Here is a 22,652-nt window from a genome sequence, read left to right as displayed (position 1 = left end):
CGTCAGGGCGCAGCATGGCGCGCGGAAAAAGGCGAAGAAGATGCAGCAAGAAGAAACGACGCGGCTGATAGAGGATTGGACCCGAACCCACGGCCGCACCCGCGACCGCCTGCTCCCGCTGCTCCATATGCTGCTGGATGAGATAGGCTTTATCGATGATGCCGCCATCCCCATCATAGCCAAAAACCTCAATTTAAGTCGCGCAGACATTCATGGAGTCGTGACCTTCTACCACGATTTCCGCCGTGCTCCCGCCGGCCGGCATGTGGTGAAATTCTGCCGGGCGGAAAGCTGCCAGGCCCGCGGCGGCGCGGCGATGGAGAAGGCCGCCGCCGAACGGTTCGGTGTCCCGATGGGCGAAACCCGCCCCGACGGACAGGTGACGCTGGAGCCGATCTATTGCCTGGGCCTGTGCGCCATAGGCCCCAACGCTCTGGTCGATGGCCGCCCGGTCGCAAGGATCGACGCGACCGCGCTGGATCGGATCGCGCAGGAGATCGCGGCATGACGCGGGTCTATGTCAGCCGGGACATGGCCTCGGTCGCCCTGGGCGCGGACGAGGTGGCGCAGGCTTTCGAGGCCGCCGGATGCGAAGTGGTGCGCACCGGTAGCCGCGGATTATTCTCCATCGAGCCTCTGGTCGAGGTCGAAAGCGAGGGGCAACGGATCGGGTTCGGACCGGTCGGACCAGCCGACGTGGCGGCCGTGCTGGATGGCAGCCATTCGGCACGGCTCGGCGAAGTGGCAAACCTGCCTTTCTTCACCGGACAGCAACGTTTCACCTTCGCCCGCTGCGGGATCATCGATCCGCTCAGCCTGGACGATTATGCCCGGCATGGCGGCTGGCGCGGGCTGGACGCGGCGCGGGCGATACCCCCTCAGGCGGTGGTGGATGCGGTCAAGGCATCCGGCCTGCGCGGACGGGGAGGGGCGGGCTTTCCCACCGGCATCAAATGGCAGACGGTGCTGGATGCGGTTTCCGACGCGAAGTTCATCGTCTGCAATGCCGATGAAGGCGACAGCGGCACCTTCGCCGACCGTATGCTGATGGAGGGCGATCCCTTCTGCCTGATAGAGGGCATGGCGATTGCCGGGCATGCGGTGGGGGCAGGCCACGGCTATATCTACATCCGCAGCGAATATCCCTTCGCCATCGCCGCCATGCGGGAGGCGATCGCGCTTTCGACCGGACGGATCGCGCCCTTCACGCTCGAAGTGCGCGTCGGCGCGGGCGCCTATGTCTGCGGCGAGGAGACGGCGCTGCTCGACAGCATTGAGGGCAAGCGGGGACAGGTGCGGGCAAAACCCCCGCTGCCGGCGCTGGCCGGGCTGTTCGGGCAACCGACGGTGATCAACAATGTGCTCAGCCTGGCGGCGGCTCCCTTCATTCTGGCGGAAGGGGCGGAGGCTTATGCGGCAGTCGGTTTCGGGCGGTCGCGGGGCACCATGCCGGTGCAGCTTGCGGGCAATGTGAAGCATGGCGGGCTGTATGAGATCGGCTTCGGCATCACGCTGGGCGAGCTGGTGAACGACATCGGCGGCGGAACGGCCAGCGGAAGGCCAGTGCGGGCGGTGCAGGTTGGCGGACCCCTGGGGGCTTATTTCCCGCCGAGCATGTTCGATCTGCCCTTCGACTATGAGGCTTTCGCGCAGGCTGGCGGACTGATCGGCCATGCCGGGATCACCGTGTTCGACGACAGTGTCGACATGGCGCAAATGGCGCGCTTCGCGATGGAATTCTGTTCTGTCGAAAGCTGCGGCAAATGCACGCCCTGCCGGATCGGATCGACGCGAGGCTTGGAGGTGATGGACCGGATCATCGCGGCGCGGGATACTCCGAATTTCACGCAGGCAGGGCGAAGCTGGGAGGGCTATCTGCAAAAGGCGCTCAACTCCCGCACCCCCGACCGGATCGATACCGGGTTGGAGGCGCAAACCACCCTGTTGCGCGACCTTTGCGACACGATGAAATATGGCTCGCTTTGCGCGCTGGGCGGCTTCACGCCCTATCCCGTGCTGAGCGCGCTCGACCATTTTCCGGAGGATTTCGGCGCTCCGACCCCGATCAAGGAAGCTGCGGAATGAGCTACACACGCGAAACCGATCATGGGACGCCGCCCGCCATTGCGACGGGCAAGAGCGTGACCCTCACCATCGACGGCGAGGCGGTGACCATGCCGGAAGGCACGTCGATCATGCGGGCGGCTTCGCTCACCGGCTGCTCGATCCCGAAGCTGTGCGCGACCGACAATGTGGAGAGCTTCGGTTCCTGCCGCCTCTGCCTGGTCGAGGTGGAGGGGCGCAATGGCTATCCCGCCTCCTGCACCACGCCGGTTGCCGAGGGCATGGTGGTGCGGACGCAGAGCGAGCGGCTGAAACAGCTTCGGCGCGGGGTGATGGAACTTTACATCTCCGACCATCCGCTCGACTGTCTGACCTGCCCGGCCAATGGCGATTGCGAGTTGCAGGAACAGGCGGGCGCGGTCGGCTTGCGGGACGTGCGCTACGGCTATGACGGCGCGACCAATATGGGACAGGCGAAGGACCAGTCGAACCCCTATTTCGACTTCGATCCCAGCAAATGCATCGTCTGTTCCCGCTGCGTGCGCGCCTGCGACGAGGTGCAGGGCACGTTCGCGCTGACCATCGAGGGGCGGGGTTTCGATTCAAAGGTCTCGCCGTCGCAGGGCCAGGATTTCCTGTCGTCCGAATGCGTGTCCTGCGGCGCCTGCGTCCAGGCCTGCCCGACCGCCACCTTGACCGAGAAGAAGGTGGTGGAAGTCGGCACGCCCGACCGGTCCGTCGTCACCACCTGCGCCTATTGCGGCGTCGGCTGCACCTTCCGCGCCGAGATGCGGGGCGAGGAGTTGGTGCGCATGGTGCCGTGGAAGGAGGGCAAGGCCAATCACGGGCATAGCTGCGTCAAGGGCCGTTTCGCCTGGGGCTATGCCCAGCATCGCGACCGCATCCTGAAGCCGATGATCCGCGCTTCGGTGGATCAGCCCTGGCGCGAGGTGTCGTGGGAGGAGGCCATCGCCCATACCGCCAGCGAGTTCCAGCGCATCCAGGCGAAATATGGCACGCGCAGCATCGGCGGCATCACGTCCAGCCGCTGCACCAATGAGGAGACGTTCCTTGTCCAGAAGCTGATCCGCCAGGGCTTCGGCAACAATAATGTCGATACCTGCGCGCGGGTCTGCCATTCCCCGACGGGCTATGGGTTGAAGACGACTTTCGGCACGTCGGCGGGCACGCAGGATTTCGACAGCGTCGGCCAAGCCGATGTCATCCTAGTGATCGGGGCGAACCCGACCGATGGCCATCCGGTCTTCGCCAGCCGGATGAAGAAGCGCCTCCGCCAGGGGGCTAAGCTGATCGTGATCGATCCCCGGCGGATCGATCTGGTGAAGTCGCCCCATGTCGAGGCGGCGCATCATCTGCCGCTGCGGCCGGGCACCAATGTCGCCATGCTGACGGCGCTGGCGCATGTGATCGTGACCGAGAAGCTCTATGACGATGCCTTCATCCGGGACCGTTGCGATTGGGACGAGTTCGCCGAATGGGCCGATTTCGTGTCCGAACCGCAGCGGTCCCCCGAAGCCGTCGAGCCGCTGACCGGCGTCAAGGCGGAAGAGGTGCGCGCCGCGGCGCGGCTGTATGCGACGGGCGGGAACGCCGCCATCTATTACGGCCTGGGCGTTACAGAGCATAGCCAGGGGTCGTCCACCGTGATGGCCATCGCCAATCTGGCCATGGCGACCGGCAATGTCGGACGGGAGGGTGTCGGCGTGAACCCCCTGCGCGGCCAGAATAACGTGCAGGGCGCGTGCGACATGGGCAGCTTCCCGCATGAATTTTCCGGTTATCGCCATGTTTCCGACGATGCGGTGCGCGGCCAGTTCGAACAGGCCTGGGGCGTCGCGCTGGACGCCGAACCGGGGCTGCGTATCCCGAACATGCTGGACGCGGCGACGGACGGGACATTCAAGGGCATCTTCATCCAGGGCGAGGATATTCTTCAGTCCGATCCCAATACCCATCATGTCGCGGCGGGGCTGGCGGCGATGGAATGCGTGGTGGTGCAGGATCTGTTCCTTAATGAAACCGCCAATTACGCCCATGTCTTCCTGCCGGGATCGACCTTCCTGGAGAAGGACGGTACCTTCACCAATGCCGAACGCCGTATCCAGCGGGTGCGCAAGGTGATGGCACCGCTCAACGGCTATGGCGATTGGGAGATTGTTCAGCTTGTGGCGCAGGCCATGGGGCTTGGCTGGTCCTATGCGCATCCGTCCGAGATCATGGATGAGATCGCCGCGCTGACGCCGACTTTCGCGGGCGTGCATTATGATCGGCTGGAGGCGGAAGGATCGCTGCAATGGCCCGCCAATGACGCAGCGCCGGACGGGACGCCGACCATGCATGTCGGCGGCTTCGTGCGGGGCAAGGGCAAGTTCGTCGTCACCGACTATGTGCCCACGGACGAGAAGACCGGACCGCGTTTCCCGCTATTGCTGACGACCGGGCGCATCCTTAGCCAATATAATGTCGGCGCGCAGACGCGGCGCACGGCGAATGAGGCATGGCATCCGGAGGACCGGCTGGAAATCCACCCGACTGACGCTGAAAATCGCGGGATCAAGGATGGCGACTGGGTCTCGCTCAAGAGCCGGGCCGGGGAAACCAGCCTGCGCGCCCTGATCACTGAAAGGGTGGCGCCCGGCGTGGTCTACACCACCTTCCATCATCCCGATACGCAGGCCAATGTCATCACCACCGACTATTCGGACTGGGCCACCAATTGCCCGGAATATAAGGTGACGGCGGTGCAGGTCATGCCATCCAACGGGCCGAGCGACTGGCAGCGCGATTATGCCGAGCAGGCCCGGCACAGCAGGCGGATTGCGCCGCTGGCGGCGGCCGAATAGGATCGGGCGCATGAGCGATGAAAATCACGTCATGTCGACCGAGGATCGCCTGATCTACATGGCGAACCAGATCGCCCGCAATGTCGCGGCCCTGGGCGAGGAGGAGGCCGTGGCGATGACCGCGGACCATATCCGCGCTTTCTGGGATCCGGCGATGAAGCGGCGCATCGCGGCGCTGGCGGCCGCGCATCCCCAGGCGCTTTCCCCCATTGCGGCCGCTGCCGTTGGCCGGGTCCTGGCCCCTTGAGCGAAGTGCCGGAAGGCAGGCTGGTCACCTTCGCGAAGGTGATGCCCGAAGGCCGCATGGCGACAGTGACGCGCGAACTGGCCGAGGAAGTGCCGGTCGCGATCGAATTTAACGGCATCGGCTATGCCGTGCTGATGGCGACGCCGGCGGATGTGGCGGACCTGGTGCTCGGCTTCGCGCTGGCGGAACGGTTGATCGGGCGGGAAGACGCGCCCTTCGACGTCGACGCGCATGCGACGGAGCAGGGGATCGTCGCCAGGGCGACCCTGCCGGAGGGACGGACGGAGGCTCTGCTCAGCCGGGTGCGGCATCGCGCTTCGGAATCCTCCTGCGGGATTTGCGGCATCGAAAATCTGGAACAGGCGATCCGCCCTTTGCCGCCCCTCGCTCGCCGGACGCTGGCCGACGAGGGCGCGATTTTCCGCGCATTGAGCGGTCTGGGACAGCATCAGCCGCTCAATGCGCGGACCGGCGCGGCCCATGTCGCGGCGCTGGCGGCGGCGGACGGCACGATCCGCCTGGCGCGGGAGGATGTCGGGCGGCATAATGCGTTCGACAAGCTGATCGGCGCGATGCGGCGGCGCGGATGGGAATGGGATGGCGGCTTTGCGCTGCTGTCCTCACGCTGTTCCTATGAATTGGTGGAAAAGGCGGTGCTGGCGGACTGCCCCTTGCTGGTGACGATTTCCGCGCCGACGCGGCTTGCGGCCGAACGGGCGGCGGAGGCGGGGCTGGCTTTGGCGGTGCTGGCCCGGCCCGACGCGATCCTGCTGTCGAAGGATTAGAGGTTTTCGATCTGATTGAATCAGATCGATCGCTCTATTCCTTTGTTTTACCGCGATTTCTTAAACGTCAGATGATGCCATCTGACTGGAAATCGCTCTAGTCCGGGTCGTAGCGGCTGTCGAGTTCAGCCGCTCGGTTCCGGTCCGCTTCCGCCTTCCGCGCTTCGCCGCGTTGCCGCAACAGCAGGCTGCGATGATAATAGGTCCGCGCCGCATAGGGGGCATAGCGGACGGCCCTGTCGAAATCCTCCAGCGCCTTGTCGCCTTCCCCCAGGGCCTGGCGGACCATGGCGCGATTGAGATAGGCGTCGGCCGATTTCGGCGCGAGGGCGACCGCCCTGTCGAATGCGGCGGCGGCATCGCGCCACTCGCCCTGCCATGCCCGCGTCAGGCCATCGGTGATCGGGGCGGCGGCAAGATCCTTTTCCCTGATCCGCCGCTTGCAGGCGGCAAGATCCTGTCGCGGGTCTTGCACGGTGCAGGCGTTCCAGTCGCCGCGTCCGCGCAGCAGCTTCGGATCGACCTTCGCGCTGGTGACGAGGATGTCTCTTGCATCCTCATTGCCGGACGCCATGCGCGCCGCTTTTTCCGCGACCTCCGCATGAACGATGGCGGCGGGGGGAGGAGGGGGAGCGGCAGGCGCCGCAGCCGGGGCCGCAGCCATGTGTCCATAGGCCTGCATGGCGGGGGGCGGTTCCGGCGGTGCGACCGCCCCCTCCAATATTGGAGCCGGAGCGGGCGCGGTGGGCCTGGCGACCGGCTTTTCCGCGGCGGCGGCGGGCGGCTCGGCGCGCACGGGCTGGGGTGGGATGGCTGGATCGGCGGCAGCCTGTTGCTCCTGCGGACGGGCAACACGGGGAGGGGATGGGGCATCCCGTCGCGGCATGCTCACCCATGCGACCGGCAGGACCACCAGCGCGAGCAGGGACAGGGCAAGCGCCCCGCCCAGATAGGGGCGATCCAGCAGACGCCATGGGCGCGCAGGCGTGTGGTCTGCGACCGTGGGGGCGGACTGCTCTGTTCCATCGAACCGGTGCAGAGCCGCCTCGATCGCGGCCTCGCGCCGCGCGGGGGCGGGGGGAGGCGGATCGGGCAGGGAAAGGGGATCGTTGCGCTCGCCCGCCATTACGGCCTCCCGTCATCCTTGCGGGACGGGCCTTGCGTCGGTTCGAAAGAGGCGGGCGGGCACATCGGCTGATCTTATGGGGCAAAGCGCGGCGGCGGGAAAGGGGGCCGGTGCGTCCTGACCGGCCCTGTCATCCCCGTCAGAGGGGCTGCATCGAAGCGGCTGTCCTGGCGGCGCGGACCAACTGGATGAATTCGCCGCGATAGCCGAACGGATCGACGCCCCGCGCCGCCGTGGCGATGCGCAGCACATCGTCATAGCTTAGCGATCCGCCATAACGCCCGCCGCGCAGCAATTCGGCGAAGGCCGCCACGCCGGTCGCGAAGCGGGCATCCAGCGGCGCATTTTCGAAGCGGGCCACTTCGACCGACCGGTTGATCGGGGTTGCGATCAACTGGCTCCGGTCCGATCTGGGCGCCTTGTAGCGAATCTTGACGAAGCCATATTCGCCAGCGCCTGCTGGAACCTTGGCCGATGGGGCATAGCGCAGGTCGGAAACGGCACGGGGTCCGCCGACAGGGACGATTTCATAGAGCGCCGTGACCGTCTGACCCGATCCGACATCGCCCGCATCGACCCGGTCATTGTCGAAATCCTCCCGGTTCAGCATCCGCGTCTCATAGCCGATCAGGCGATATTCCGCGACGGTCGCGGGGTTGAATTCCACCTGTATCTTCACATCCTTGGCGATGGGGAAAAGGGTGGAGCCGGCTTCCTCCACCAGCGTCTTGCGCGCTTCGCCGAGTGTGTCGATATAGGCCGCCGCGCCATTGCCGTTCTGCGCCAGCGCCTGCATCAGCGCATCATTGTAATTGCCCATGCCAAAGCCCAGGACGGACAGGAAAATCCCCTTGTTCCGTTCCCGCTCGACAAAGCCCTTCAGTTCATCGACATTGGTGATGCCGATGTTGAAGTCCCCATCCGTGGCCAGCATCACCCGGTTCACCCCCGCCGGGTCCAGATTGGCGGCGGCCAGCGCATAGGCCTGGCGGACGCCCTCCGCCCCCGCCGTGCCGCCGCCCGCGCCCAGGCGGTTGATGGCATCCAAAATCCTGTTCTTTTGACCGGCCGGCGTGGGTTCCAGCACGGTTCCGGCGCTGCCCGCATAGGTGACGATGGCGACATGGTCATCGGGGTCGAGCTGGCCGACCAGCATGGACAGGGATTGCTTCACCAGCGGCAGCTTGTTGGGTTCGTTCATCGATCCCGACGTGTCGATCAGGAACACCAGATTGGCGCGGGGCCGCGCGGCGCGCTGGACCGCATAGCCGCGAATGCCGATGCGGACCAGCTTGCGCCCGGCCGTCCAGGGGCTGGGGAAGACGGCGACATTGGTCGCGAAGGGCTGGGCGGCGCTGCGCGGCGCGGCATAATCATAGGGGAAATAGTTGATCATCTCCTCCGGCCGGACGGCGGCGGGCTGCGGCAGGACATTCTGGTTGAGCGATGCGCGCACGAAGGAATAGGAGGCGGTGTCGACATCGATGGAGAAGGTCGAAACCGGCTGTTCCCGGACGATCTGGAAACGGTTCTGTTCCTTGTTCGCGAATTTGTCGCGCCCGACATCATGATAGGCGGGCGGCCATGGCCTGCGTTCCGGCATGGCGATCATCGGCGCGGGCGGGGCGGCTGCATAAGTCTGCGCCAGCCCATTGGCCTTGTGCGCCCGATAAGCGTCGGCGCTGTCGGCCCGCTGGGCGGTGACGGCGATTTCCTGCGCCGGGGCGGGGGCGTTCGGACCCGCCATTTGGTGCGTGTCCTGCCCGGCGCAGGAAGCCAGGGCCAGGCCGATCAAGCCGATAGAGGGAAGGAAGCGAGGCATGACATTCTCCCATGATGGAGACGGCGCAAATCATCCGTCATTCACTGGGACGCGGATCAGGGGAGAAAGCTTGGAAGTTTGTGAAAATTTTTTCGGAGAAAGTGGCCGGTCAGCGAGACTCCCCCTTTCCGGAGGACAGCAATCGCCGGATTTCGTGCATCCGCCACGCCACGGTGGACTCGCCGATCCCCAGCAACAGCGCCGCCTCCGCATGGGTGAGTTGCTGGCCGGCGACCAGCACCGCCGTGTCGCGATAGGCGGGTTTCAGCCCGGCGATGGCATGTTTGATCCAGATCGCGTCGTGCAGGTCGCGGCCGTCCGGCGCGGGCGCCAGCCCGGCGATCACCGCCAGCCGCTCGGCAAAGCCGCTGAAGGAGCGTTTCCGGCGGCGCAGGTCGCGGCAGGCATTATAGACGATGCCGCAGAGCCAGGTGGTGAATTTCGCCTCCCCGCGAAAGCCGCCGATCTTCTCGACCAAAGTGCAGCACACGTCCTGCGCGATATCGTCGGCGTCGCTGCGCGATCCGGTCAACTGCCAGGCCAGCCCGTGAATCCGGTCATAATGCCGCCGCAGCAAAACCTCGAACGACTTGCGGTCGCCGTCGACCGCCGCGGCGACCAATAGGCTGTCCGGGACATGCGACAGCTCATCCATCGGTCAGGACCGCGCCCTGCCGCCCCGCGCTCCCATCTTTTCGGCCAGCCCCCGACATTCGGACAGGGCTAGCAAAGATGGAGCGCCTGTTCCACTCGTCAGAACAGAGGCTTCGCGGGCTTTCAAGGATGTGCTAGCGCCGGTCGCGATGACAAAGATCGATTTATCGCCCGGACCGAATGACGAGGGATCGACCCGCAGACGCCAGATCCTGGAGATCGCGGCCCAATTATTCGCCCGAAAAGGCTATCGCGGAACGTCCATGCGGGACATTGGCGAGCAGGCGGGCGTGCTGGGCGGTTCGCTCTACCATCATATCAAGTCGAAGGACGCGCTGTTCATCGAACTGCACAATGCCGCGCTCGACGAGGCGGAGGAGCGGATAGCGGAGGCGGTTCGAGCGCAATCCGAACCGTGGGCGAAGCTGCTGGCGGCCTGCGCCACGTTGCTGGACGTTCAACTCGCCCCCGATTCGCTGACGACGCCGATGATGAACGATTTTCGGGAAGTGCCCGAACAGGTCCGCGAACAACTGATTGCGCGGCGCGACCGGTTCGAGGAACTGTTCCGGTCGCTGGTGGAGGCGCTTCCGTTGCCGCCGCATATCGACCGGTCGGTCTACCGCAATCTGCTTTTGATCCAGTTGAACGCCACGGCGGACTGGTATCGACCGGGCCGGTTCACGCCGGGCGAGATCGCCGCGCAGATCGTAGCCGTCTTTCGGCACGAATGATCCCGGCCGGCGCGCCCCTGATCCTGGACGATATCGCAGGATATTGGCGCGCCAGCCGCGAACTTCCTATTCGTCGATGTTCCGCCGGAAGGTTTCGGGCAGAAGGATGAGGCCCAGGACGACAGTCCCCGCCGCCACAACCACCGGATACCAGAGGCCGTAATAGATGTCGCCCGTCGCGGCGACCATTGCGAAGCCGATGGCCGGCAGCAGTCCGCCCAACCATCCGTTGCCGATATGATAGGGCAGCGACATGGAAGAGTAGCGGATGCGGCTGGGGAACAGTTCGACAAGCATCGCGGCGATCGGGCCATAGACCATCGTCACCAGCAGGACGAGGTAGAAGAGCAGCGCGACGACGAGCGGCTTGTTGATCTCCGCCGGGTTCGCCTTGCTGGGATAGCCGACCCTGGCAAGCTCGCCTGCGACGGCGGGCTGGCCCGCGCTGGCGGGCGCGCCGATCAGTTGGGCGGTGAAGGCCGCGATGGCCGCCTTCTTCTCCTCGCCCGACAGCCGGGCGGCGTTAGGCGCGGTGAAGTGCCTGTCACCGACCGCGACGGTCGCGACGGTGCCGGGCGCGGCGGCGATGTTGGTGTAGTTGACGCCCGCCTTGGCCAGCGCGTTCTTGACGATATCGCAGCTCGTCTTGTCGAACTTGTTCGCGCCCACCGGATCGAACTGGGAAGAACATTCCGAAGGGTCGGCGGTCACGGTCACGGGGGCTGCGGCCTGCGCCCTGGAGAGCGCGGGATTGGCTGCGTCGGTCAGCATGTGGAAGACCGGGAACAGCGTCAGCGCCGCGAGCGCGCAGCCCGACAGGATGATCGGCTTGCGGCCGATGCGGTCCGACAGCCAGCCGAAGAACAGGAAGAAGGGCGCGGCCATGAGGAGCGCGATGATGATGAGCGTATTGGCGGTCAGGCCGTCGATCTTCAACATCTTTTCCAGGAAGAACAGCGCGTAGAGCTGACCGCAATACCAGACCACCGCCTGGCCCGCGATCGCGCCGAAAAAGGCGATGAGCACGATCTTGAGGTTCTTCCACTGCCCGAACGCTTCCTTGATCGGGGATTTGGAGCCGGTGCCCTCCGCCTTCATCTTCTGGAAGACGGGCGATTCATGCAGCTTCAGGCGCAGCCACAGGCCGACGATCAGGAACAGGCCGGAGACTAGATAGGGAATGCGCCATCCCCAGTCCTTGAACGCTTCCTCCCCGACGCCGGTGATGGGCGAGCGGATCGTGATCACGATGAGGAGCGCCATGGCGAGACCGGCGGTCGCGGTAATCTGAATCCAACTGGTGTAGAAGCCACGCTTGTTGTGGGGCGCATGCTCCGCGACATAGGTCGCCGCGCCACCATATTCGCCGCCCAGCGCCAGGCCCTGGAACATGCGCAGCACCACCAGCATGATCGGCGCGGCCACGCCGACCGACTTGTAGGTGGGAAGGCACCCCACCAGGAACGTCGACAGACCCATGACGAGCAGCGTGATGATGAATGTGTATCGCCGCCCGAACAGGTCGCCGATGCGGCCGAAGAAGATGGCGCCGAAGGGCCGGACGATGAACCCGGCGGCGAAGATCAGCAGCGCCATGATGAAGGACGTCGTGGGGTTCAGGCCCGTCAGGAACTGCGCCGCGATGATCGCGGTCAGCAGACCGTAGAGATAGAAATCATACCATTCGAACACGGTGCCGAGCGAGCTGGCGGTGATGATCAGCTTCTCGCTTCGCGTCGCCTGGTGATGCTTTGGCAATCCGTCATATGTCGAAGCCATAACAGTCCCTCCTGTCAGAAATTATACTTCGCCGCGACGTCGAAGCGATCGACGTGGCCGTTCAGATCGTTGACGAGCCGGCGCTCGCCATGGCGGTACTCGATGCCGAGGTCCAAATTCTTCACCGGGGAATAGAAGAGATTGGAGGCGATGCTCCATGCTTGACGATTGAACATCGCTATACCCGCAGTCGTCGCTGGATCGAGGGTGTCGGCGTAGAAGACGCGCTGGTAGCTCGCGATCAGGTTGATGCGCCATTGATCGTTCAGCGCATATCGGCCAGCGCCGAACAACGCCAGGTTGCGGACCCCGGCAAGCTGCCCGCTCGCCTGGAGAACCCCGTCTGGCCCGAAGTTCAGGCCAAGATAGCGCCCGATCCCTTCGCCATAGGTCGCCTGGAAGCGGATGTCGCTGCCATGCTTGCCGTCCAGGAATATCTTGCCAGCGGCGCTGACGCCCCATCCCAGGCGGGAGTCGACGATATGGGCGGCGCCCGCCTTCGCATTGTCGACGCGCAACTGGCGCCCCAGCACCGCAAGGTCGAGGAAACCGAAGGCGCCCGCATATTCCAGGCGCCCGGTCATGTCGGGCGCATGGTCCTCGCCATTTTCGATGAGGGCGGGCGCGCCGACGGTGGCGGAAGCGGTTTCCGGATTTTCGGCCGCCAGATGAAGGGTCAGGCCATGGCCTAGCGGAAGGCTGTAGCGCACCATCGGCTGACGCACGAAGATCAGGCCGTCGACGCCCCCGACATAATCGGTGCTTTCCGGGAAAACCGCAGGGTTCGAGAAATTGGTGAAATCCTGGCCGAAGGTCCAGCGGTCGAACTGGATGAGGGCGCGCCGCATCGCCAGGTCGTAGGCATTGGTCGTGCGCTGCGTGCCCTGGCCCAGCGCCTGCGGGGTGCCGGGGGCGGCCTGGAAATCGAACTCGATATAGGCCTTGAGCGCATGTTTGCCGAGCTTGGTCGTGGCGTCCACCCAGAAGCGCGTCTGCTTTGCGGAAAAGTCGGTGACGCGGGTAGGCGAAGTCGGGGATGCGGGATTGAAGACCGGGATCGACTGCGGCAGATAGAGATCGCGGCCGAGCGTATTGCTGGGATTGCCGCCGCCGCTGTACCGGGCGCTGCTTGCGAGCAGCTTCACATATCCGGCCAGGACGACATTGGTATTGCCCGACCGGAAGCCGAGCTTGGGCGTGCTGTCCGCCAGCCGGGTCACTTGCGCGGAAGTCTCGTCGCTCTTGCGGACGGCGTTCGCGGCGGTGGCCGCGGTTTCGTCCTGCCGGCTGCGCGCGGCGGCGAGTTCGGTCCGAAGCTGGGTGACTTCGCTCTCCAGCCGTTCCAGGCGCGCCGCCAGATCCGCTTCCTTCATGGTCTGCGCATGAAGCAGTTGGGGTGCGGCGAGCGCTGTCGCTCCCAGCAGGATGCGCAACAATGGCCTGTTTTGCTTTGGCATCGACCTCTCCATGGTCCCGGCTTGTTTTCCGGATGCGCAGAGGATCGCGAATCCCCGGACAAGCCGACAGCCAAACCATGGTCGGAGATATTCGACCTTCGTCTAGGGTCCGATATGCGCCGACGGCATTTAGGATGTCCTCCACGGATCGGCAGCGATCGAGGAGAGGAGTGCGAGACTATGGACCAGGGCGTTTATCCCGTTCCGAACCAGTGGGCGAAGGAGGCGCTGGTCGACGCCGCCCAATATCGGGAGATGTATGCGCGCTCCATTGCGGAGCCGGAACGCTTCTGGGCTGAGGAGGCGCAGCGTCTCGACTGGATGCGGCCATTCAGCCAGGTGAAGGCGACCAGCTTTTCGGAGGAGGATTTCGGAATAAGCTGGTTCGCGGACGGCACGCTCAACCTGTCCGCCAATTGCCTGGACCGCCATCTGGCGGAGCGCGGCGATGCCATCGCGATCCTCTGGGAACCCGACGATCCGGCGGAACCCGAACGGCGTATCAGCTATGGCGCGCTGCATGAAGAGGTATGCCGTTTCGCCAATCTGCTGAAGGCGCGGGGCGTGAAACGGGGCGACCGGGTCACCCTTTACCTCCCCATGGTGCCGGAAGCGGCGGTCGCGATGCTGGCCTGTGCGCGCATCGGCGCCATCCACTCCATCGTCTTCGCCGGATTCTCGCCCGAAGCGCTGGCCGGTCGCATAGAGGATTGCGCGAGCCGCATCGTCGTCACTGCCGACGAAGGCCTGCGCGGCGGCAGGAAAGTTCCGTTGAAGGCGAATGTCGACGCCGCTCTCGTCCACTGCCCCGATGTCGATACGGTCGTCGTGCTGCGGCGCACCGGCGCCGGAGTGCCGATGGCCGAAGGGCGCGACATCGACTGGACAACGGCGGTGCAAAGCCAGCCTGCCGCGTGCGAGCCGGAAGAAATGGGGGCCGAAGACCCGCTTTTCATACTCTACACCTCCGGTTCCACCGGCAAGCCCAAGGGCGTTCTGCATACGACGGGCGGCTATTCCCTGTGGGCCGCGATGACGCACCAATATGTCTTCGACTATCGCCCCGGCCAGATCTACTGGTGCGCCGCCGACATCGGCTGGGTCACGGGGCACAGCTATGTCGTCTATGGGCCGCTGATGAACGGCGGGACGACCGTGATGTTCGAGGGCGTACCCAACTTCCCGGACCCCTCCCGCTTCTGGCAGGTCGTCGACAAGTTCGGCGTGGAGATTTTCTACGGCGCCCCCACCGCCCTGCGCGCGCTGATGCGGGAGGGTGACGAGTGGGTGCGAAAGACCAGCCGCAAGTCATTGCGATTGCTCGGCAGTGTGGGAGAACCGATCAATCCGGAGGCATGGGAATGGTATCACCATGTCGTGGGGGAGGGACGCTGCCCCATCGTCGATACATGGTGGCAGACCGAGACTGGCGGCGCGATGATCAGCCCGCTGCCCGGCGCCACGGCGCTGAAGCCCGGCTCTGCGACCCTGCCGATGTTCGGCGTGAAGCCCGAACTGGTCGACGGCGAGGGGAGGCTGATCGAGGGGCCGGGCGAAGGCTGCCTTGTCCTGGCGGATAGCTGGCCGGGCCAGATGCGCACCGTCTGGGGCGATCATGACCGCTTCTTCCAGACCTATTTCACCACCTTCGCCGGGCGCTATTTCACCGGCGACGGATGCCGCCGCGACGAGGACGGCTATTATTGGATCACTGGCCGGATCGATGACGTCATCAACGTCTCCGGCCATCGCATGGGCACGGCGGAGATAGAGAGCGCGCTCGTCGCGCACCCACAAGTTGCCGAGGCCGCCGTCGTCGGCATGCCGCATGAGGTCAAGGGGCAGGGCATCTACGCCTATGTCACCACCAATGCCGATGTCGAGCCGGACGATGCCCTGCGCGGCGAGTTGATACGCTGGGTCCGCAGCGAGATCGGCCCCATCGCCTCGCCGGACGTGGTGCAGTTCGCCCCCGGCCTGCCCAAGACGCGGTCCGGCAAAATCATGCGGCGCATCCTGAGGAAGATCGCGGAAAATGATATTTCCAACCTTGGCGACACGTCGACGCTTGCCGATCCCTCCGTGGTCGATAATCTGCTGGCGAACAGGCCATGGTTGGAAGAGGCGCAATAGAGACGATTCTGATCGCGGACGACCACCCGCTCTTCCGTCAGGCTCTGACGGTGGCGGTGATGAAGGTCGCTCCCGAAGCCGGCATCGTAGAAGCGGGCACGCTCGCCGCCGCGGTAAGGGCGGCGAGCGAGGCGGTGGTCCTGCGCCTCATCCTGCTCGATCTGAAGATGCCCGGCGCGGTCGGCTATTCGGGCATCGCGCTGCTTCATGCCGAACGGCCCGGCGTGCCGATCCTGGTCGTCTCAAGCGCCGACGGGGCGAAGACGGCGGAGGAGGCCCAGGCGTTGGGCGCGGTCGGCTTCCTCTCGAAGGATAGCGACCTGTCCGTCATCGAGACCGCGATTGCGCGCGCGTTGAGCGGCCACAGGCTTCCGCCTGCCCCGCCACGGCCGGAAGATGCGGTGCAGAAGGAGATCGCTTCCCTGACGCCGACCCAGTTGAAGGTTCTGCTGGAAGTGCTGAACGGCAAGCTCAACAAGCAGATCGCGCACGACCTCATGATGAGCGAGGCGACCGTGAAAGCGCATATGACCGCGATCATGCGGAAACTGGATGTGCAGAACCGCACGCAGGCGGCGTTGGTGGCGCGCTCGCTGGGACTCGATCTCAAACACTGACAGGGGGCAAGGCGATTTGAGACCGACCAGACCAAGTGATTTGGGTGGAGAGCGGCTATTCTTTTACCCCTCTCCCTTGAGGGTCGGCCAGAGGCACGTGACTCTGGCCGAGGCTGCGCAGACTTGGCAGCTTGCTGCCTTAGTCGTAGCCGGGTGAGGGGGTTGCGATCCTTCGGATCGCGCGGGCCACAGGCACGCTCCCCCTCATCCAACTGCGCCTAGCTTCGCTCCGCTCAGCAAGGCTTCGTATCCTTCTCCCGCAACCAAAACAAGGTCCAAAAAGACCAACAACGTCCCAAATGGACGTCAAAAAATGGCCTGTTTTCAGGCTGTTATTTCATGTAACATGGTCTCCAACAGGATCATAACCGCCCAGGTGGTTACCATGAGATTTGTAGGTAAATTTGTTGGTGCAAAGTTAGGATTCAAGTCTCGCGCACGGCGTTCAGGAGACTGATCCGTGCTGACCGATACTATCATCCAATCCATTTTGCCTGCCGCCCGCCCTATCAAGAAAGCCGATGGCGGCGGCCTCAACATCTGCGTCCTGCCGGGTGGTCGACGCGAGTGGCGACTCTCCTATCGCTTTGCGCACAAGCAGAAGTGCATCACCGGCGGTGACTATCCGGCGATGAGCATTGACCGTGCACGGGTCTGGCGCGAGGAGATGAAAGCGGTTCTCTCTGCCGGAAAGGACCCTGCGGACATCAAGCGGCAGAAAAAGCATGAGGATCAGGCCGAGCGGACGACGTTCAGCCAACTGGCCCAGGAATGGATGATCGCCAAGCGACCGGGATGGTCTGACCGCTATGCCGGCGTGATCGAGCGTCGCCTTGAAGCCGATATTTTTCCGACCATCGGCAAGCTGTCGGTCCGCTCGATCCTGCCCCGGGACATGCTCGATGCGCTCAAGACCATTGAGGATCGCGGCGCGATCGAGATGGCGCACAGGGTGCGGGCCTATTGCAGCGAAATCTTCCGGTTCGGCATTCCAGACGGTCGGGTTCTCACGGATCCTTGTCGTGATCTGGGAACGGTCATGCGCAAACGCGCTCCGGTCACGCATCGATCGAAAATACCCATCAAGGAATTACCACGCTTTTATGCGGCGCTGAACGCCGATACGGGCTCCAGGCTCAGCCATCTTGCTTTGCGCTGGACGATCCTGACGATGGTCCGGACGACGGAAACCCGGCATGCGCAATGGAATGAATTTGAAGGCTTAGGCGGTCCCGAGCCGCTCTGGCGGATTCCCGCCGAGCGGATGAAAATGAGAGCCGAGCATCTCGTGCCATTGCCGCCGCAGGCGGTTGCGTTGCTTCGTGAGATCAAGGAACTCAACGTCTATGGGAAATATGGCAATGAGCGGTTCGGCCAATATTTGTTCCCGGTAATCGGCAAACAGGGCGATACGATCAGTTCAAACCGCATGCTGGTCTTGCTGCAGCGCCTTGGGGTAGGGGACAAGGCGACGGTGCATGGGTTCCGTTCGATCGCCAGCACCGTGCTGAATGAAACCGGCCTGTTCAAAGCGGATTGGATCGAGCTGCAGCTGGCGCATGTACCCGGCGGTGTTCGCGCCGTCTACAACGCCGCACGCTATCTGTCCCACCGTCGGCAGATGCTCGAATGGTGGGCCGACTATCTCGACAAGGCCGAACAGGCTTCAGCGGCGATCGCCATTGAAAAAGCGACGCCGGCAAAGCCCAATGTCGGGGCACTGGAGTGGTTTCAGTCGTCCTGGTAAAGCGCTTGGTGCCTGCATCCAGCGTAGGATCCTCGACAGGCGCCAGGCAACCGCTCTGGCGCCGATCTTTTCCGGCGCCGGGAATGTTCCAAGGTGGATGTCGCGATAGATGGAAGCCTTGGGCTTGCCCGTCTTCGCGATCACGGCTCTCAGTCGCAAAAACTGCTCGTTCTTTTCGTCCATACGCAAACCAACTCCAAGTGTTGATCTGCCCGCAGGAACAGTATGACGAGAGTGCAGGAAAGGATCAATATGTCCTGCGGAAAATATGTGATGCAGTTTGTCCAGTAATGCCGTGAAACAAAGACTTGCGGACTTTCAGTAAGGATGTTCCAGAGAGGAGGGAGTGAAGAGGTTGATATGGTGCGTGGGTTTTCTGTTCTGAAATTGGGTCAGGCAGATGGCGGGCAGCAACGCAGTCCCCCTATCGATGAACTGGAAGAGATGATAGATTTCAAATCATGAGCGGTGATGAGTTTGAGCATGATGGAAAATTCTCAACGTCAACGACAAGCGCCCACTCGGCTGTGGCGGCCGTGGTATGCGAAGCTATGGTGGAGCGGGGTGCCGGCCTATTGGCTAGGCATGCTCGCATCCCTCAAGATTGATGCTCTAACTGAAGTTTATCATTCGGCTGCCGGTGGATATCTGAACGTCTTGTTCTTCCCGCCGATGGTCGCGCTCGTTCTCTCGTTTGGTTTCTTGCGCAACAAACTGGCGTCGTTGCCAGCCCAGGAGGACGGTGAATTTGATGAGGACTCATTTTGGGAGCGCAGGAAATATGGGCCGTCAAGGTTGCCGAAAGAGGTTGATCCGCTGGATTCCGCGTCCGGGGCTCTATGGATCGGCAGCTCTTTGAACCCCCTTAACCCCGGCTATATCAATCGCGCTTCTTGAATGACCCGTCGCCGTCTGTTGGACCGTTATCTAAGTCGGTCGAGAAGCGGCCGCTGTAGAGGAGCGAAGACTGCTCTAACGAAGTGACGGGGGCATTTATATCGGTCGTTCCACGCGCGCTGTCGGCATCTCCAAGATAGCGGTTTCGCAGGCCGTTGGCTCCAAGGATCTCTGAGGTAAGGCGATTTGTGAATGCATCTGCCGGTTGGCCGGCCTTCGAAGCCGCGTACTCGGCGTTGGCGATAGCTTGCCGGACATCGTAATTTACAATGCTGAGCTGACTGGTGGCGGCTTCGTTCGTGGTCCCGCTTTCCTGACTTGAAACGGCAAGAGATCCTCCAACTCGACCGCTGCCACTCCCGGAGCGACCTTTGCTAGATCCCCCGCCTGTGCTGATGGTTGTACCGGCGATTTCGCCCTGGGCCGTAATATTGAACACATTCTGATCTTGAGCTGCCCTTCCGATCGAGCGCTCCCAGCCTGTCTGCGCCATGATCGCCTGCACATCTCGCTGGATGGTGTCCGCGACCTGGGGCTTCAAGCGCCAATTGCCCTTGCGATCCATCTCGAACCCGCCCTTGAGCCAGTTCGCCATCGCGGCGCGACCTTCGGCGCCACCGCCCATGAAATGCTCGATCGTATCAGGGCCAGCTTGCTTGCCAGCCTCGAACCGCGTGCTGGTGTCGTTGCGCGCGGACTTCTCGAACCCAGCGCTGCTGGAGACGAGCAGGTCATTATGTGCAAGACTGAAGCGGGCATGGCCGCCATTGGCGACCGCGCCGAGCTGGCTTTCATTGAGAAGGCCGGCCTGCCACATCTGTGCGGCCGTTGCCGGGGTGAGGTTCATCCTGAAGTCGCCATTCTGGTCCATGGCGATCTGACGCTTGCTCATCTCGATACCGTTGGCGCGCAGCAGACCCTGCATGCGTGACAGACGCTCGCGCTCGACAATGCTGGTCATCCGGGCGTTGCGCGCCCGGTCGGCGATGCCGTCGGTGCCACCTTCCGCCATGTCGAGCTGATTGCCGCTGGCATCAGCCAGCGTCCGAATGAAACTGTCGAGACGAGCCGCCTCGCGCGTCGACATGCCGGCGACCTCGGCGCCTTGTGCAAAGCCGAAATTCTCCGACTGGCGCCGCTGTTCGCCGATCCGGGCAGTGCTGCGGGTGCCGCCATGCCCGACCTCCTTCTGCGCGTCGAGTTTTCCAGAACGCTCGGCAAAGTCATAGCCGGCAGCTTCCCGGGTCCGCCCATAGACGCTAGTACCTTCGCGTGCCGCTTCAGCCGTTGCGCCATCGGCCGTGCCAAGATCGGTCGCTGCCCGATAGGTTTCGAGAGCCTTGGTCACCTGGGCTTCATTGCGGCCCGTTGCGCGGGAGAGTTGCGTGATAGCGGAGGAGCGCGCTTCGCCCGAGAGGGCAATGATGAAGGCGATGCGGCGGCTCATCTCGTCAATGGGGAGGCCAAGCATAGCGGCAGCTTCGCGCTGACCTTCATTGCCGCCAGTGCGATGTGCCTGCTCGGTCGCGACGTTGCCCCGTTCCACCTGGGCGACCCGGTCACCCGCATAATCTCGGCGACCTTCCATCGCCCCGACTTGCACCTGCGCTGCCGTCAGGTCATTGCGGAGCATCGTCTCCTGAGTGAAGCTATTGGCGATCAGTTTCGCGAACGTCGGATCGGCGCTGGCCTCGGCCACGACGCCGCTCGCCTTAAGTTCGGCATCTTGGTTCCCATAACCGGCCCGTTCAAAATGCCGGGTGGCCTGCTGCATCATCATGCCATAGGCGCGGGTGTCACCAAACGCTCGCCACTGAACCAGCCCCTGGGTGAAGGCGCCGAACGCCTTCTCGCCGGCCTCGCCCGCGCCAAAATAGCGGGTGCCGAGGGTCCGCAGCGCATCCTTCTCGGCAAAATTGTGGATGGCGCCGGTAGCCGCCGCCGCGCGAACCGCGCTGATCGTTGCCGGGTCACCCAAGTCCCGGCCATGATGCGCGGGCGCAAGGCCGCCCATCTCGCGGGCGGCATCGAGCGCGCCAAGCCCCATCGCTGCGCCACCGGGCGCGCCAGTGCCATGGGATGCCGTGACCGCGCCCGCCGCGCCGAAGCCGCGATTAGCGCCGAAGCTCGACCGTTCCCCAAAATCTCCGAAGGTCGACGCTGCGCCACGGCGCGCGCCCGTGCCCATGGCCGAGGCCTGCGCCTCCAGCGCGGAGGCGAGGCCCTCGGAGGTGGACACGCCAGCGGCGGCAGCCGAGCCCTGCGCCTGGACGCCCAGCGAGCCGTCGGTGAAGGAGGAGAAGACATTGCCCGAAAAGCGGAAGACGGTGAACACGAACGCGCCGGCAAGGCCCGCCGCCGCCGTGCGGAAGCTCCCGAAGATCGCCAGCGCCTTCATGGCCGAGGAAGGCGCCAGCATCCAGGCATTGGCTCCCAAATGGTTGGAGCGCATCTCGGCTAAAGCCGCCATCGCTCGACCCAGCGTAAGCTGATAAATGCCGGCGTCGATGACGCCCCAGAGCGCCACGAACACGAAGAGGCCCAGCGCAAAGCTTGCGACCCGCAGGTTGATGGGGGTGAGAATGAACAGCAGCGCGATCGGCATCATGAAGAGCATGATCCCGAACACCGTCGCCCGGATCGTGGGCATCCATTCATTGGCGGTCGACATGTTGGCGAGACCACCCGCCACCACGGCGCGATTGGCCATGACGCGCGCGGCGGTCGCCGGGCTGTCCTCGAAGAGCACGTCGCCCACGCTGTTGCCAAGCAGGATATTGGTGAAGAAGGTCTGGGCGGTGAGCGGCGTCCCCAGCATCATGTCGCCCATCTCGGCGAGGTTGCTGCGGCACCGTGCGAGCTGGTCGGCCTTGGCGATGTCATAGCCTGTGCGCTGACAGACCTGGGCGGAATAGTCCTCGAAGATCGTCGGGTCTGAGAGCCGATCGGCGATATGGGACCAGGCTTCGCTGCAACTAACGGTTGTGCCGCCCTTGTCCGAAGCCGTGAACACCGTGCTGAAGGTCGACGGCCCTGCCATCGCGGCGAACGATGCGGGGAGATCTGTGCTGGTGCGGAAGAGCTGGTCGTCATCCACGCCATAGGCCGGCGAGACGCGGGCAACCGGATAGCATTGGCGGACATAATCCTTGATCGTCGCATCGAGAAAGGCATCGGTCATCGGCCCGTGGGGGCTGACGGCATTGAGGAACAGATCGAAGGCGTGGCCGCCCGCACCGAACTCGAGCTTGGCATGTGGGTCGAGCGTATTGTCATCGATCGTCTCGGCAAGCGCGCGCTCCATCATGTTGGTGACGCCCGCCACCAAGACGATCAGGTTCGGAACATCGCCGACCGGCTGATAGGCGTTGCGCACCCGGTCATAAACATGGACGGTGCCGGTCGTCGCGACGAGGCCGACGAACAGGCCGATACCGACCAGCATCTGGAGGCCGAAGGCAACCAGCCCCATGCCGGTGCCGCGGACCATGGCGAGCACGGCGCCCAGCGCCAACCCGACAACCGCGACGATCAGCACCAGTGTCTCGTAGCGCGGATCGGCGAAGATCATCGAGACGAGACGAAACGCATCCACGGTTTCGGCAAAGCCGTCATAGGTGTGGAAGCTCGTCTCCAGAGCGTGGGCAGGGGAGGCGACAAACAGGCTGGCGAGACTGCCAATCGGCGCGGGTAAGCGGAAAAGGCGGCGCATGGCACCCTGATCCT

The 22,652-nt window shown here is 64.0% G+C and carries 17 protein-coding genes; 10 read left to right on the top strand and 7 right to left on the bottom strand.

The annotated features are described in order from the left end of the window. Window positions 1-40: 40 nt before the first annotated feature. The 5 genes from NUH86_RS19280 to fdhD are packed head-to-tail and all read left to right on the top strand — an operon-like array spanning window position 41 to window position 5,960. Window positions 41-508, top strand: a complete 468-nt coding sequence (locus tag NUH86_RS19280) for an NAD(P)H-dependent oxidoreductase subunit E (protein ID WP_267252922.1) — start codon at window positions 41-43, stop codon at window positions 506-508. Then, the gene (locus NUH86_RS19275; protein ID WP_267252921.1) at window positions 505-2,085 is read left to right on the top strand and encodes a formate dehydrogenase beta subunit; all 1,581 of its coding nucleotides are present in this window, start codon (window positions 505-507) and stop codon (window positions 2,083-2,085) included. Before NUH86_RS19280 ends, NUH86_RS19275 begins: the two co-directional genes overlap by 4 nt. After that, window positions 2,082-4,928 carry a formate dehydrogenase subunit alpha gene (fdhF, locus tag NUH86_RS19270; RefSeq protein WP_267252920.1) on the top strand — a complete coding sequence of 949 codons (2,847 nt, stop codon included), beginning with the start codon at window positions 2,082-2,084 and terminating at the stop codon, window positions 4,926-4,928. The genes NUH86_RS19275 and fdhF overlap by 4 nt, the downstream gene beginning before the upstream one ends. A gap of 10 nt (window positions 4,929-4,938) precedes the next feature. Further along, window positions 4,939-5,175 (top strand): formate dehydrogenase subunit delta, encoded by a 237-nt coding sequence (locus tag NUH86_RS19265; RefSeq protein WP_267252919.1) that lies wholly within the window; start codon window positions 4,939-4,941, stop codon window positions 5,173-5,175. Beyond that, window positions 5,172-5,960 (top strand): formate dehydrogenase accessory sulfurtransferase FdhD, encoded by a 789-nt coding sequence (gene fdhD / locus NUH86_RS19260; RefSeq protein ID WP_267252918.1) that lies wholly within the window; start codon window positions 5,172-5,174, stop codon window positions 5,958-5,960. The genes NUH86_RS19265 and fdhD overlap by 4 nt, the downstream gene beginning before the upstream one ends. Before the next feature lie 97 nt (window positions 5,961-6,057). Here fdhD and NUH86_RS19255 read toward each other — a convergent pair whose 3' ends face one another. The 3 genes from NUH86_RS19255 to NUH86_RS19245 all read right to left on the bottom strand — a co-directional run bounded on the left by NUH86_RS19255 (window position 6,058) and on the right by NUH86_RS19245 (window position 9,563). Beyond that, the gene (locus tag NUH86_RS19255) at window positions 6,058-7,086 is read right to left on the bottom strand and encodes a tetratricopeptide repeat protein (RefSeq protein WP_267252917.1); all 1,029 of its coding nucleotides are present in this window, start codon (window positions 7,084-7,086) and stop codon (window positions 6,058-6,060) included. Between the two features lie 139 nt (window positions 7,087-7,225). Continuing rightward, a complete protein-coding gene (locus NUH86_RS19250; RefSeq protein WP_267252916.1) occupies window positions 7,226-8,908 on the bottom strand; it encodes a vWA domain-containing protein in 1,683 nt (560 codons plus the stop codon). 109 nt (window positions 8,909-9,017) lie between these two features. Continuing rightward, the gene (locus NUH86_RS19245; protein WP_267252915.1) at window positions 9,018-9,563 is read right to left on the bottom strand and encodes an RNA polymerase sigma factor; all 546 of its coding nucleotides are present in this window, start codon (window positions 9,561-9,563) and stop codon (window positions 9,018-9,020) included. 148 nt (window positions 9,564-9,711) lie between these two features. Between NUH86_RS19245 and NUH86_RS19240 the strand changes: the two genes are divergently transcribed. Beyond that, window positions 9,712-10,296: a TetR/AcrR family transcriptional regulator gene (locus tag NUH86_RS19240; RefSeq protein ID WP_267252914.1), complete on the top strand. Its 585-nt coding sequence runs from the start codon at window positions 9,712-9,714 to the stop codon at window positions 10,294-10,296. Between the two features lie 66 nt (window positions 10,297-10,362). Here the strand turns inward: NUH86_RS19240 and NUH86_RS19235 are convergent, their stop codons facing one another. Further along, on the bottom strand, window positions 10,363-12,075 hold the full coding sequence (locus NUH86_RS19235; RefSeq protein WP_267252913.1) for an MFS transporter: 1,713 nt from the start codon (window positions 12,073-12,075) through the stop codon (window positions 10,363-10,365). Window positions 12,076-12,089: 14 nt separating this feature from the next. Beyond that, window positions 12,090-13,532 carry a DcaP family trimeric outer membrane transporter gene (locus NUH86_RS19230; RefSeq protein WP_267252912.1) on the bottom strand — a complete coding sequence of 481 codons (1,443 nt, stop codon included), beginning with the start codon at window positions 13,530-13,532 and terminating at the stop codon, window positions 12,090-12,092. Window positions 13,533-13,712: 180 nt separating this feature from the next. Here NUH86_RS19230 and acs point away from each other — a divergent pair, with 180 nt between their 5' ends. The 3 genes from acs (at window position 13,713) to NUH86_RS19215 (ending at window position 18,029) form a co-directional block, all read left to right on the top strand. Continuing rightward, window positions 13,713-15,665 (top strand): acetate--CoA ligase, encoded by a 1,953-nt coding sequence (gene acs / locus NUH86_RS19225; protein WP_267252911.1) that lies wholly within the window; start codon window positions 13,713-13,715, stop codon window positions 15,663-15,665. Next, on the top strand, window positions 15,644-16,282 hold the full coding sequence (locus tag NUH86_RS19220) for a response regulator transcription factor (protein WP_267252910.1): 639 nt from the start codon (window positions 15,644-15,646) through the stop codon (window positions 16,280-16,282). The genes acs and NUH86_RS19220 overlap by 22 nt, the downstream gene beginning before the upstream one ends. 460 nt (window positions 16,283-16,742) lie before the next feature. After that, a complete protein-coding gene (locus NUH86_RS19215; RefSeq protein WP_267252909.1) occupies window positions 16,743-18,029 on the top strand; it encodes a tyrosine-type recombinase/integrase in 1,287 nt (428 codons plus the stop codon). Here NUH86_RS19215 and NUH86_RS19210 read toward each other — a convergent pair. Further along, window positions 17,949-18,212: a helix-turn-helix transcriptional regulator gene (locus NUH86_RS19210; protein ID WP_267252908.1), complete on the bottom strand. Its 264-nt coding sequence runs from the start codon at window positions 18,210-18,212 to the stop codon at window positions 17,949-17,951. The two genes, NUH86_RS19215 and NUH86_RS19210, sit on opposite strands and share 81 nt — an antisense overlap. A gap of 300 nt (window positions 18,213-18,512) precedes the next feature. On the opposite strand from NUH86_RS19210, the gene NUH86_RS19205 reads away from it, so the two are divergent. Then, window positions 18,513-18,926: a hypothetical protein gene (locus NUH86_RS19205; protein ID WP_267252907.1), complete on the top strand. Its 414-nt coding sequence runs from the start codon at window positions 18,513-18,515 to the stop codon at window positions 18,924-18,926. On the opposite strand, the gene NUH86_RS19200 is transcribed toward NUH86_RS19205, so the two are convergent. Beyond that, a complete protein-coding gene (locus tag NUH86_RS19200; RefSeq protein ID WP_267252906.1) occupies window positions 18,910-22,638 on the bottom strand; it encodes a conjugal transfer protein TraG N-terminal domain-containing protein in 3,729 nt (1,242 codons plus the stop codon). The two genes, NUH86_RS19205 and NUH86_RS19200, sit on opposite strands and share 17 nt — an antisense overlap. Window positions 22,639-22,652: the final 14 nt, after the last annotated feature.

The sequence above is a fragment of the Sphingobium sp. JS3065 genome, from assembly GCF_026427355.1.
GTDB lineage: Bacteria > Pseudomonadota > Alphaproteobacteria > Sphingomonadales > Sphingomonadaceae > Sphingobium.
This window is presented reverse-complemented; position numbering and strand designations above follow the sequence as displayed.

Excerpts from the sequence above, each read along its gene's own strand:
- NUH86_RS19280 (WP_267252922.1), top strand. The coding sequence starts at position 41 with ATGCAGCAAGAAGAAACGACGCGGCTGATAGAGGATTGGACCCGAACC.
- NUH86_RS19275 (WP_267252921.1), top strand. The coding sequence starts at position 505 with ATGACGCGGGTCTATGTCAGCCGGGACATGGCCTCGGTCGCCCTGGGC.
- fdhF (WP_267252920.1), top strand. The coding sequence starts at position 2,082 with ATGAGCTACACACGCGAAACCGATCATGGGACGCCGCCCGCCATTGCG.
- NUH86_RS19265 (WP_267252919.1), top strand. The coding sequence starts at position 4,939 with ATGAGCGATGAAAATCACGTCATGTCGACCGAGGATCGCCTGATCTAC.
- NUH86_RS19255 (WP_267252917.1), bottom strand. The coding sequence starts at position 7,086 with ATGGCGGGCGAGCGCAACGATCCCCTTTCCCTGCCCGATCCGCCTCCC.
- NUH86_RS19250 (WP_267252916.1), bottom strand. The coding sequence starts at position 8,908 with ATGCCTCGCTTCCTTCCCTCTATCGGCTTGATCGGCCTGGCCCTGGCT.
- NUH86_RS19245 (WP_267252915.1), bottom strand. The coding sequence starts at position 9,563 with ATGGATGAGCTGTCGCATGTCCCGGACAGCCTATTGGTCGCCGCGGCG.
- NUH86_RS19240 (WP_267252914.1), top strand. The coding sequence starts at position 9,712 with ATGACAAAGATCGATTTATCGCCCGGACCGAATGACGAGGGATCGACC.
- NUH86_RS19235 (WP_267252913.1), bottom strand. The coding sequence starts at position 12,075 with ATGGCTTCGACATATGACGGATTGCCAAAGCATCACCAGGCGACGCGA.
- NUH86_RS19230 (WP_267252912.1), bottom strand. The coding sequence starts at position 13,532 with ATGCCAAAGCAAAACAGGCCATTGTTGCGCATCCTGCTGGGAGCGACA.
- acs (WP_267252911.1), top strand. The coding sequence starts at position 13,713 with ATGGACCAGGGCGTTTATCCCGTTCCGAACCAGTGGGCGAAGGAGGCG.
- NUH86_RS19220 (WP_267252910.1), top strand. The coding sequence starts at position 15,644 with ATGGTTGGAAGAGGCGCAATAGAGACGATTCTGATCGCGGACGACCAC.
- NUH86_RS19210 (WP_267252908.1), bottom strand. The coding sequence starts at position 18,212 with ATGGACGAAAAGAACGAGCAGTTTTTGCGACTGAGAGCCGTGATCGCG.
- NUH86_RS19205 (WP_267252907.1), top strand. The coding sequence starts at position 18,513 with ATGATGGAAAATTCTCAACGTCAACGACAAGCGCCCACTCGGCTGTGG.
- NUH86_RS19200 (WP_267252906.1), bottom strand. The coding sequence starts at position 22,638 with ATGCGCCGCCTTTTCCGCTTACCCGCGCCGATTGGCAGTCTCGCCAGC.